Annotated in this window: 8 protein-coding genes; 7 read left to right on the forward strand and 1 reads right to left on the reverse strand. The window is 39.8% G+C overall.

Features of this window, described 5'->3' with window-relative positions:
* Window positions 1-14: 14 nt before the first annotated feature.
* Window positions 15-2,150 carry an ammonia-forming cytochrome c nitrite reductase subunit c552 gene (locus tag Q4489_RS03720; protein ID WP_303477262.1) on the reverse strand — a complete coding sequence of 712 codons (2,136 nt, stop codon included), beginning with the start codon at window positions 2,148-2,150 and terminating at the stop codon, window positions 15-17.
* A 271-nt stretch (window positions 2,151-2,421) separates the two neighbouring features.
* Between Q4489_RS03720 and Q4489_RS03725 the strand changes: the two genes are divergently transcribed.
* The 7 genes from Q4489_RS03725 (at window position 2,422) to Q4489_RS03755 (ending at window position 12,037) form a co-directional block, all read left to right on the forward strand.
* Window positions 2,422-3,285 (forward strand): YicC/YloC family endoribonuclease, encoded by an 864-nt coding sequence (locus tag Q4489_RS03725; protein WP_303477264.1) that lies wholly within the window; start codon window positions 2,422-2,424, stop codon window positions 3,283-3,285.
* A 168-nt stretch (window positions 3,286-3,453) separates the two neighbouring features.
* Window positions 3,454-4,641: a site-specific integrase gene (locus tag Q4489_RS03730; RefSeq protein ID WP_303477267.1), complete on the forward strand. Its 1,188-nt coding sequence runs from the start codon at window positions 3,454-3,456 to the stop codon at window positions 4,639-4,641.
* Between the two features lie 65 nt (window positions 4,642-4,706).
* A complete protein-coding gene (locus Q4489_RS03735) occupies window positions 4,707-4,886 on the forward strand; it encodes a helix-turn-helix domain-containing protein (RefSeq protein ID WP_303477269.1) in 180 nt (59 codons plus the stop codon).
* A gap of 33 nt (window positions 4,887-4,919) precedes the next feature.
* Complete coding sequence (locus Q4489_RS03740) at window positions 4,920-7,937, forward strand: type I restriction endonuclease subunit R (protein WP_303477272.1); 3,018 nt, start codon at window positions 4,920-4,922, stop codon at window positions 7,935-7,937.
* A gap of 4 nt (window positions 7,938-7,941) precedes the next feature.
* On the forward strand, window positions 7,942-9,231 hold the full coding sequence (locus tag Q4489_RS03745) for a restriction endonuclease subunit S (RefSeq protein WP_303477275.1): 1,290 nt from the start codon (window positions 7,942-7,944) through the stop codon (window positions 9,229-9,231).
* On the forward strand, window positions 9,228-10,412 hold the full coding sequence (locus tag Q4489_RS03750; RefSeq protein WP_303477278.1) for an AAA family ATPase: 1,185 nt from the start codon (window positions 9,228-9,230) through the stop codon (window positions 10,410-10,412). The genes Q4489_RS03745 and Q4489_RS03750 overlap by 4 nt, the downstream gene beginning before the upstream one ends.
* On the forward strand, window positions 10,409-12,037 hold the full coding sequence (locus Q4489_RS03755; protein ID WP_303477281.1) for a type I restriction-modification system subunit M: 1,629 nt from the start codon (window positions 10,409-10,411) through the stop codon (window positions 12,035-12,037). Before Q4489_RS03750 ends, Q4489_RS03755 begins: the two co-directional genes overlap by 4 nt.
* The last annotated feature ends 116 nt before the right edge of the window (window positions 12,038-12,153 follow it).

Genomic DNA, 12,153 nt, shown 5'->3' on the forward strand with positions numbered 1-12,153 from the left:
TAAATATTCGATTCTTAAGGTAATAAGTTTTCTAAATATTGATAACTTTTATCATCGTTTAATTTTTTAGCTAAGAAAAGACCTAACTCGATTAATTGTGGATCATTTCCGTAATTGGGTAATTCTTGCATTAGTAAGTCAAGTGCTGTTTGGGTATTGTTTAAATTATCTAGCGCTAACCAATATGTATACGCAAATAACATAGTATTTGGGGATGAATTTTTTGCTTTTTCCAAAAATTCAATCGCCTTTGAATGTTTGAGCGCTCGAATTAATGAAAGCGCGTAGCTATATTGTAGTTGACCAGACTTTGGATTAGCCTTAATGCCTTTTTGAAGGACGCTATGTTCTTTATCCATTTCATTTAGAGTGCGGTAAATATCAGCTAACGCAATATATGATGATTCTAAGTATGGCTCTATTTTTATTGCTTGTTTAAGCGATGTTATTGACGGTTGTACTTGATTAAGTTGTAGCTGTATAAAGCTTTCATTTAACCAGCCTTCGCCTCTCCACTTTGTTATGTCATTAGCTGTCATTAGTTCACCTAGTGCCAGTTTAAATTCAGCACTTGCTGTGTCAGCTAAATAAAGAAGATGCTGAGCTGCTTGAACTCTTACAGCTTTAAATTCATCAGAAAGTAACTTTATATATGTTTTGTTTCTGTCTTTAGGTGTTAATAAATAACCAATTTGTGCAGTAGCAAATCGAATCAACGGTAATGGGCTTTTAACCCAAGGCGCTATGATTTCATCACTTAAACGTTCCGTGGAATTAGGCAATAATAAAATTGCACTAGCTCTATGAATTTCAGTCAATGTATTGTCGTTAATAATGGCTTTGTGCTGCTCTAAGGGCAATCTTTGCTGTGCTTGAAGTTCTATGTAACGCTTCTCATTTTCTGATAGTTGATTTTTTCGAGGGTAATGTGCCGTTATTTGTTTGAGCGACCATTCTGGCGATTTATCTTGGTGGCAAGTATTACAAGCATTAGGTGTTTTATATTTAATAGTAAGTTCTGGACGTGGTATTTTTAAGCTATGATCTCTTCTATCATCTACAGTCATATAGCGTGTGTTAGGCATGTGACAGTCTACACATAGGCTGCCATCGGAACCCGTTTTATGTATAAGGTGTGCTGGCTGTTGATATACTTGTGAACTATGACATTGCAAACATAATCCATTACCTTTGACTTTAATTTTCATTGTATGCGCGTCATGGCAGTCTAGGCAATTAACACCTGCTTGATACATTTTACTTTGAAGAAAAGACCCGTATATGTACACCTCATGTTTTATTTGTCCATCAGCATGATAAAATGGTGCTTGTAACAACGTAGGTGAAAATTGATCTAAAAAATGCTTATTTTTATCAAAGCCATCTGTTAAAGGAGTGCGCAGTGCGTGACAGGAAAAGCAATTATTCATAAAGCTGTTGTTACGTTTCTTGCCTTTCCATTTAGCCACACTTCTATTTGGCAATAACTGCCAATAGTTATTTGGAAGCTTTTGTTCCTTTTTAACTGTTGCTTTAGGAAGTCCATGGTTCTTAGATAGTTTGCCATGACATGATTGACAACCTACATTTACATTGTCATACGTGCTATTAAAGGTATTAAGTTTTTCATTATAATTTCGCTTTAACCCGTCAGAATGACAATCAGCGCACATACCATTCCAATTTTGTAAGGGTTGTTTCCAATGTAAACGATCGTTGGACTGGATTTCTTCATTTGGGTGGTTTGGAAACCAACGTTGGCCATTCAACTCTTTTGGTCTGCTGTCCCAAGAATATGGAAAGACTTGATAGCGGCCAGCGGTTGTTTCAATTAAATATTGCTGTAAAGGGTAGTGACCAAAGGTATACGCTACCTTATAAGTGTTTTTTTCGTTGTTATTCGAAAGACTTATGAAGTAATCATCATTTTTGGTGAAGAATTCAGCAGTTTGCGAAAAGTGCGATAACGTTACGTTGTTAAAGTCTCCTAATACGGTTTTGCTATTTGCGAGTGACATAGCTTTGTAGTGATCTGATTGTTGCCAATCACTATATTGTTCACTGTGGCAATCGATGCAGTTTTGTTCTTTGGCTTGAACAACATTAGTAAAGGAGGCGATAAAAAATAAACAAAAAAGAAAATTAGACAATATGTACTTCAAAATTAGAAAATGCGCTGAAAGCCTTTCCTAATATACTCTTGATGATTAATGCTTTTATCATACTAATGAAACCCGATCTTTTGAATTCAATTTTTATAATTTGTGCAATTATTTCCTCCATTAGTCGTTAATAATATTTCTAAACTAGAATGAGCTATTTTCTGATGATTTTATTTAGTGGATTAAACATAGCTGAATATCGTGATGTCAGGCATAATCCCTCTGTTCATTCTTATAAAACGAATTAATAGGAAAGATTATGATCCACAGTATGACAGCATTTTCCCGTGTAGAAGTTAAAAAACCTTGGGGTAATGCTATTTGGGAAATTCGCAGTGTTAATCAACGCTTTTTAGAAAATTATTTCCGTCTTCCAGAGCAATTTCGCAGTATAGAGCCTGTACTTCGTGAACGGTTTCGTAAGGCGCTAGCACGCGGAAAGGTTGAATGTAATTTACGGTTCAACCCTAATCCATCAGCAAAAGGTAAGCTATCACTTAATCAAGAGCTTGCTGTCCAACTTTTAGAACACGCAGGCTGGATTAACGAGCAAACGCTAAACAGCCAAGTAAATCCAGTAGAAATTATGCGTTGGCCTGGAGTGATGGAAACAGAAGAAGCTGAGCTTGATATCATTCAAACCGATATTTTAAAAGGCTTTGATCAAGCATTAAAAGACTTCATCGCCGCGCGAGCAAGCGAAGGCGAAAACATGAAACAACTTATAGAACAACGCTTAGACGGTATAACTGCAGAAGCTGAAAAAGTGAAAGCATTCATGCCAGAAGTTATTCAATGGCAACGCAACCGCATCATTGACAAATTTACTGAGGCTAAAATTGAACTTGAATCTACTCGCGTAGAACAAGAGTTAGTATTACTTGCACAAAAGATGGACGTGGACGAAGAAATTGATCGCTTATACAGCCATGTAAAAGAAACTAAAAATATACTTAAAAAAGGTGGTGCACAAGGCCGCCGTTTAGATTTTATGATGCAAGAGTTTAATCGTGAGGCAAACACATTAGGCTCAAAATCAATCAATGCTGATATCACCAATTCAGCCGTTGAACTTAAAGTGCTTATTGAGCAGATGCGTGAGCAGATCCAGAATATTGAGTGATGTTCTTATGTGTTTAGGGGTGTTAATAAAGCTATTGTAATTAAAGCCCCGCCGTTATTTTGGTTTTATTTTGTTTATAATTGTTCATCTTTGTTTATGAAAAGTGGTGACAAGAATGGTGACAAGTAATAGTATTGTAACCACCCGATATAGTTATTGTCACCACATATGAATGCACAACAAATAAAATCACTTGTTAAAAAAGCAGAGGTTGGGAGACACCAAGTCGATGACAATCTATATCTGCGGATTTCTACTAGCAAAAGCGCTTCATGGACTTTTCGCTATAAACTAAATGGTAAGAGGAAGGAGGCGACATTAGCGAAGTACGGTGATGAACCTCTTGGTCTCCCTTTAGTTAAAGCAAGGGCCTTGGCCGCTAACTGGAAAGCTCTCGTTAGAGATGGTATTGATCCTAAAATTCAAAAAAACAGGCAGGACTTTTCCGATATACGAACGGTTAACAATCTTGCAAATGATTGGTTAGAAGATTGCCGCCAGAGACTTAAATATCCAGAAATTCCCGAGCGAGTCTATCGTAAAGATATAGCTCCCCATGTTGGCGAACTTCCTATAAGCGAAGTCAATCCTTTGGATATTAAGCGTGTTTTAAAACATATAAATGATAGTGGTCGCCCAACCATTGCCAATGACGCTCTAATTTACTGTAAGCAGATGTTCAATCAAGGGATTAAATTGGGACTGTTAACAAATAATCCGGCATCAGCATTCGATAATAGAGATGCTGGTGGGAAGGAGAATTCACGAGATAGGTTTTTAACGGTTGATGAAATAGAAGAAGTCTTTAATACTTTTAGAGAGAATCAGAACTGTTTTGTTAGGCAAAATTATATCGCTTGCGTACTTCTGCTCTGCCTTGGCGTTCGAAAAGGAGAGTTATTAGCTGCACCTTGGTCTGAATTTAATTTAGATGAAAAAGTTTGGAAATTGCCCAAAGAAAGAAGCAAAAATGGCATTCCAATTGATTACCCCCTGCCCGACCTTTTAGTCCGATATTTTGAAGAACTCAAAGTACTATCCGTTGGCTCAGATTTTGTTTTCCCAAACCGACGAGCCAGTAAGAGGTTTCCTTACATATCCCCCGATACTTTAAATGCCGCACTAGCAAATTTATTTAAAAAAGGTCAACTTAAGGTAGATCATTTTACGTTGCATGACTTACGGAGAACCTGCCGTACAATGTTATCTAACATAGGTGTTCAGCCACATGTTGCTGAGAGATGTTTGAATCACAAATTACCAAAAATAATGGGTACATACGACAAGTACGATTACTTTGATGAAAGAAAGGAAGCACTCCAAAGGCTTACCGACAAGTTATCTCAGTTCTTTTAAAATTGGCCATTGTTCTTTCCTTTATTTTCTCATATCATTCCCAATAGTCTTATGGTGGGTAAACTATGTCTGACGAAATACTGACCTTGAAAGAGGTCGCTGAATATCTAAAATTGGCTGAAAAAACCGCATATCGTCTAGCTTTGGAAGGTAAATTGCCGGGCTTTAAAGTAGGGGGAAGCTGGCGTTTTCAGCGAGAAGATATCCTGAAATGGATTGAAGAGCAGAAAAACAAAGAAGCTTAAGCGTTAGCTTCAACGCTATGTTAGGGAAGTTGCATGACAAAAGAACAACAAATAGAAAATGCTTTAATCGCAAAGCTTCAAGACCTCAAATATAACTATCGCGAAGACATACGTGATAAAGCTAGTCTTGAGCAAAATTTCCGTGAAAAGTTCGAGGCTCTCAATTACGTTCGTCTTACTGATTCAGAATTTGCTCGCTTGCGTGATGAAATCGTTAATTCAGATGTATTTGCCGCAGCTAAAACACTGAGAGAACGTAATACTTTCCAGCGTGAAGACGGAACACCATTGCAATACACTTTGGTCAATATCAAAGACTGGTGCAAAAACGAATTCGAAGTAATTAACCAATTGCGCATCAATACCGAAAATAGTCATCACCGCTATGACGTTATCTTGCTGATAAACGGCGTCCCCGTGGTTCAGATTGAGTTGAAAACGCTTGGCCTAACACCACGCCGTGCCATGGAGCAAATTGTTGAATATAAGAATGACGTGGGTAATGGCTATGCCAATACGCTGCTCTGCTTTATGCAGCTCTTCATTGTCAGTAACCGTGACAACACGCTCTATTTTGCCAACAACCACAATCAGCACTTCAGCTTTAATGCTGATGAGCGTTTTTTGCCCATTTATCAGCTCGCCAAAGAAGACAATACCAAGATCACCCATCTTGACGATTTCGCAGATAACTTCTTAGCCAAATGCACCTTAGGTCAAATGATCAGCCGCTATATGGTTCTTGTCGCCAACGAGCAAAAGCTCATGATTATGCGCCCATACCAAATCTATGCGGTAAAGGCGATTGTCGATTGTATCCATCAAAATCGTGGCAACGGCTATATCTGGCACACCACAGGCAGTGGTAAAACTCTAACGTCGTTTAAGGCTTCCACTTTATTGAAAGACAACCCTGATATTGATAAATGCTTGTTTGTCGTAGACCGTAAAGACCTTGATCGTCAGACCCGTGAGGAATTTAATAAGTTTCAAGAGGGCTGTGTTGAAGAAAACACTAATACCGAAGCCTTGGTTCGACGCATGCTCTCGGACGACTATGCCGATAAAGTTATCGTTACAACTATTCAAAAGCTTGGCCTTGCACTTGATGAAAACAGCAAGCGCAATCAACAGCATAAACAAAACGGCAAGCAAACATACAAAGAACGCCTTGAGCCACTACGCGATCAAAGAATTGTATTTATTTTTGATGAATGCCATCGATCTCAGTTTGGCGATAATCATCAAGCCATTAAAGCCTTCTTTCCTAAAGCGCAGTTATTCGGCTTTACGGGTACGCCGATCTTTGAAGATAACGCTACCTATAAGAAAATTGATGGCACAATCGGTTCATACAAAACCACCGAAGATATTTTCCAAAAGCAGTTGCATGCTTATACCATAACTAACGCCATTGACGACCGTAATGTGCTGCGGTTCCATATCGACTATTTCGGTGAAAAGCCCAAAGACGATACGAGCGATAAAAAGAAAAAGCCAAAACCCAAGCTGCCATCGCCTGAAGCCGTTGTTGGCGAGATACTTAAAAAGCACGATTCCGCTACTAACCAAAGGCGATTTAACGCGGTATTGGCTACCGCCTCAATCAACAACGCTATTGAATACTATCAGTTATTCAAACAGGCGCAGACAGAAAAGCTAGCCGAAGGTGATAGCTATATACCTTTGAATATTGCCTGTGTATTCTCGCCGCCAGCAGAAGGCAATAAAGATGTACAGCAGTTGCAAGAAGATTTAGTAACTGAGAAAGAAGACAACAAAAAAGACCCAGAAGAAAAGAAAAAGGCACTTAAACAAATCATTGCCGATTACAACACGCAATACGGTACAAACCACACCATAAGTGAATTCGACTTGTATTATCAGGACGTGCAGCAACGCATTAAAGACCAGAGATACACCAACAAGGATTACCCCCATAAAGATAAAATCGATATTGTGATTGTGGTGGATATGTTGCTGACGGGTTTCGATTCCAAATACCTCAACACACTGTATGTCGATAAAAATCTGAAATATCACGGCTTGATACAAGCCTTTTCACGTACAAATCGCGTGCTCAACGATACAAAACCATACGGTAATGTCTTGGATTTTCGCTATCAAGAAGATGCCGTTAATACCGCGATTGCGCGTTTCTCAGGGCAGGACAAAGACCGAGCCAAAGAAATCTGGCTGGTTGACCCTGCACCACAGGTTATCGAAAATTTAGACAGTGCCGTGAATGACCTCGAAAAGTTCATGGATTCGCAAGGGCTATCCTGCACCCCTGAAAACGTCAACAACCTCAAAGGTGATGCGGCCAGAAGCGAATTTATCAACCGCTTCAAAGAGGTACAGCGCTTAAAAACCCAACTCGATCAATATACCGATTTGAATGAAGAGCAGGTAGCAAGCGTTAATACATTACTACCCGAAGAGCAGTTGCGTGGCTTCCGTGGAATGTATCTGGAAACAGCGCAACGCCTGAAAGCGCAACAAGCCAAAGGCAGTAACGACCCCGATGATCCGGTACAACAGCTAGAATTTGAACTGGTGCTGTTTGCTTCTGCCGTGATTGATTATGACTACATTATGGGCTTAATCGCTAAATCTACGGATGACGACAAACCCAGCAAGCACAAAATGAGTCGCCAACAACTAATCGACTTGATCAGCTCTAGCGCCAATTTGATGGATGAGCGCGACGATATCGTCGATTACATCAACAGTCTACCGACCGACCAAAGCTTGAATGAAAAAGCTATTCGCGAAGGATATCAAAAGTTCAAAGCCGACAAATCAGCAAAGGAACTAGCCGCCATAGCAGATAACCACAACATTGAGCATGATGCTCTGCAAGGTTTCGTTGATCGTATTTTGGATCGCATGATATTCGATGGCGAGCAGCTCAGCGAATTATTAGAACCGCTAGATTTAGGTTGGAAAGCACGTACACAGGCAGAGCTAGCATTGATGGAAGAGTTAGTGCCACTACTCAATAAACTTGCTCAAGGCCGTGAAATTTCGGGGTTAGCGGCGTATGAGTAATAAGATGAAAAAAGGATTAGTTCCGGAGCAGCGCTTTCCTGAGTTTGAGAATTCAGAAAGTTGGAACAATGAGCCTTTAGAGGATATATACGAGTTCAAAGTGACGAACTCCCTTTCGCGGGACAAGCTTAACTATGATGCGGGTACGGTAAAGAATATTCACTATGGTGATATACACACCAAGTTTTCTACATTGTTTGATATTGAAAAAGAGCTTGTTCCTTATATCAATGCTACCCAGCCTTTAGGGAAGATAAAAAAGGATTGCTATTGTATAGAAGGTGATATGGTTTTTGCCGATGCATCGGAAGATTTGGACGATGTTGGGAAGAGCATTGAAGTTGTAAATCTGAATAACGAAAAATTGATCGCAGGACTGCATACACTTCTAGCCAGACAAAAAGAAGCCAAACTGGTAATTGGTTTCGGTGGATATCTATTTAAATCCAATCGTTTACGAGAGCAGATTAAGAAAGAGGCGCAGGGTGCAAAGGTTCTTGGAATATCCGCTGGAAGAATGTCAAAGATAGAGGTGGCTTACCCATTAGATAAGAAAGAACAACAAAAAATAGCCGATTGTCTGTCTTCACTGGATGAGCTGATCGCTGCGCATACCCAAAAGCACCAAGAACTCCAATCCTATAAAAAGGGATTGCTACAAAACCTCTTCCCCGCCGAAGGTGAAACCGTTCCTACACTGCGCTTTCCGGAGTTTGAAAATGCGGGAGATTGGGTGGAAGCACCTTTGGAGAACGTTGCTAGATATGAAAATGGTAAAGCCCATGAGCAAGGTATTACTAAATCTGGTGATTTTATTGTTGTAAATTCAAAATTCATTTCTACGAATGGAGAGGTGAAGAAGTACACAAACGAAGCATTTTGTCTTGCAAAAAAAGGCGACATATTGATGGTGCTTAGTGATGTTCCAAATGGGAGAGCTATAGCTAAGTGTTTCTTTGTTGATGAAAATAATCGCTACACAGTGAATCAGCGAATTTGCAAGTTAAGCCCTAAAAAGGCAGTCGGTATCATGCTTTTCTATTCTCTAAACAGAAACCCGTATTTTCTGGCTTTTGATGATGGCGTTAAACAAACTAACTTAAGAAAAGGTGATGTTCTAAATTGTCCACTTCTGCTGCCAAAAGATATCGAGGAACAACAAAAGATAGCTGATTGCCTCTGTTCTGTAGATGATCTGATTCACTCACAGGCACAAAAAATTGAAGACCTAAAATCCCACAAAAAGGGCTTGATGCAACAACTCTTCCCGTCTGTAGATGAGGTAGGGATATGACAGGAATTCGCACCTACCAAAACTTAAGAGGGCTTGTTACTCGCTTGCGCGACGACTTGAATGACAAAGAGCTTGTTCTTCTCTATGCGTACAATCGCACAGGTAAGACTAGACTTTCGATGGATTTTAAAAATCGTGGAAAACGAAATAACGGTGGTAAACCAGATACTCTTTACTTTAATGCCTTTACCGAAGACTTATTTACTTGGGAAAACGACCTAGAAAATGATGCCGCAAGAGGGTTGCAAGTAAATCAGAATTCTAAGTTTTTTGATGGTTTTACTAATTTAGGTCTTGAGCCAACGATTGACGAATACCTTAGTCGATATGCTGATTTCGGATTTGATTTTGAATACAAAGAAGTTCAGCAGGGGAATGAAACTTTCACAAAACCTCACTTCGTAAAATTCAGCAAAGACGGGCAGGAAAATATTAAAATTTCCCGAGGTGAAGAAAGCCTTTTTATCTGGTGTATATTCATGGCTATCTGCGAGCGGGTGCTAGATGGTCAAGAATCTTATCAATGGGTAAAATACATCTATATTGATGATCCCGTTTCGTCGCTTGACGACAACAATGCAATCTCTGTTGCTTGTGATTTGGCTAAACTTCTTCGTCGAGCGACTAACCGTAAGAATGATGACGGTACGCTCAATCCGATGAAAATCGTGGTCTCTTCGCATCATTCACTCTTTTACAATGTCATGTGCAATGAGATAGGCAGAGCAAAAGATAATGAACCAAAAGTTAGGCACAAGCGGTATTTTCTTCATCGCCCAAATAGTGAGAATCGATACACGCTTCGCGCCACTGAAGACACGCCATATTTCCACCACGTTGCGACACTTGCAGAGCTACAAAGAGCCGCCAATCCAGATGGCGGAACGCTTTACACATTTCACTTTAATGCCCTGCGTAGCATTATGGAGAAGACGGCAGCCTTCTTCGGCCATGCCGATATTAGCTTCTGCCTAAAAGCCATAGATGACGATGAGAATAGCGCATTATTTAATCGTGCACTCAATCTTCTTAGTCATGGAAAATATGCTATTCACGAGCCAACTCCTATGGGCGAAGATAATCAGGATTTATTCCGGCAAATCCTAAGAGCGTTCATCACCAGTTTTCAATTTTATCTGCCGGAAATACTTAGCGATAATACAAGAAGGGCAACACCATGACCGAACAACAATTAAAAGACTTAGGTAAAACCCTATGGGATATCGCCGACAACCTGCGCGGCGCAATGAACGCAGACGATTTTCGCGATTATATGCTTTCCTTCCTGTTCTTACGCTATTTGTCCGACAACTATGAAGCCGCTGCGAAAAAAGAACTGGGTTCAGATTACCCAACGCTTAACGAAGATGATAAACGCGCTCCATTAAGCGTGTGGTATGAGAAAAATAAAGAAGATACTCCAGAATTTGAAAAGCAAATGCGCCGTAAAGTGCATTATGTGATTGAGCCAGTACATTTATGGAGCAGTATCGCAGAGCTTGCCAGAACTCAGCATGATGACTTGTTGCTTACGTTGCAACAAGGCTTTAAGTACATTGAAAATAAATCGTTTGAAAACAGCTTTCAGGGCTTGTTCTCAGAGATTAATCTGGATTCAGAAAAGCTGGGTAAAAACTACAGCCTTCGTAACGCCAAACTTTGCACCATCATTACCAAAATCGCAGAAGGTATTTCAGGATTTTCAACCGACAGCGACACCCTTGGTGATGCTTATGAATATTTGATTGGCCAATTTGCTGCTGGTTCAGGAAAAAAAGCTGGCGAGTTTTATACTCCACAACAAATCTCGACCATATTGTCAGAGATCGTAACACTGGATAGTCAGGAACCTGCAACAGGCAAGAAGAAAAAACTCAATAACGTATTGGATTTCGCTTGTGGCTCTGGCTCGCTTTTGTTGAATGTGCGAAATAAACTGAAAAAAGATGGTGGCAGTGTTGGCCGTATATACGGGCAGGAAACGAATATTACGACCTTCAACCTTGCCCGCATGAATATGCTTCTGCACGGAATGAAAGATTCGGAGTTTAATATTCACCATGGTGATTCATTGCTTAATGACTGGGATATGCTCAATGAAATGAATCCCGCTAAAAAGCTAAAATGTGATGCCGTTGTTGCTAACCCACCATTTAGTTATCGTTGGGAGCCAACAGAGGCACTAGGCGAAGACTTCCGCTTTAAGAGTCATGGTCTTGCACCTAAATCAGCGGCAGACTTTGCCTTTCTACTACATGGCTTTCATTTCTTAGGTGATGAAGGCACCATGGCAATTATCTTACCTCATGGCGTACTGTTCCGTAGCGGTGCAGAAGGCCGGATTCGTACAAAACTATTAAAAGATAACAATATTGATACGGTAATCGGTTTGCCTGCTAACCTGTTTTTCTCAACGGGTATTCCCGTTTGTATTCTTGTATTGAAAAAGTGCAAAAAGCCCGATGATGTATTGTTTATCAACGCCAGTGATGAAGAACATTTTGAAAAAGGAAAACGCCAAAACCGTCTGTTACCGGAACATATAGATAAGATTATTGATACTTATCAATTCCGCAAGGAAGAAGATCGTTACTCTCGCCGTGTATCAATGGAAGAGATCGAGAAGAATGATTTTAACCTGAATATTTCAAGGTATGTGAGTACCGCTAAGCCTGAGGAAAAGATTATTCTGGCAGATGTTAACAGCTCATTAGGTAAGATTGAAAAAAGCATAGTAAGAGCAACTAAGACACATAATAAGTATCTTGAGGAATTAGGACTGCCTATACTCCCAATAGGCGAATAACTTTAATTTGCACTCCATAACTTAAAGGCCGAAATTTTTAAAAAATTTTCGGCCTTTTCTTTGAAATCAAATTATTTATTAAACCCCGTTTCTATCGAAACGGATAGTTCTATATT

This window comes from Thalassotalea sp. 1_MG-2023, from assembly GCF_030546745.1.
In the GTDB taxonomy this organism is placed as follows: Bacteria; Pseudomonadota; Gammaproteobacteria; order Enterobacterales; family Alteromonadaceae; genus Thalassotalea_C.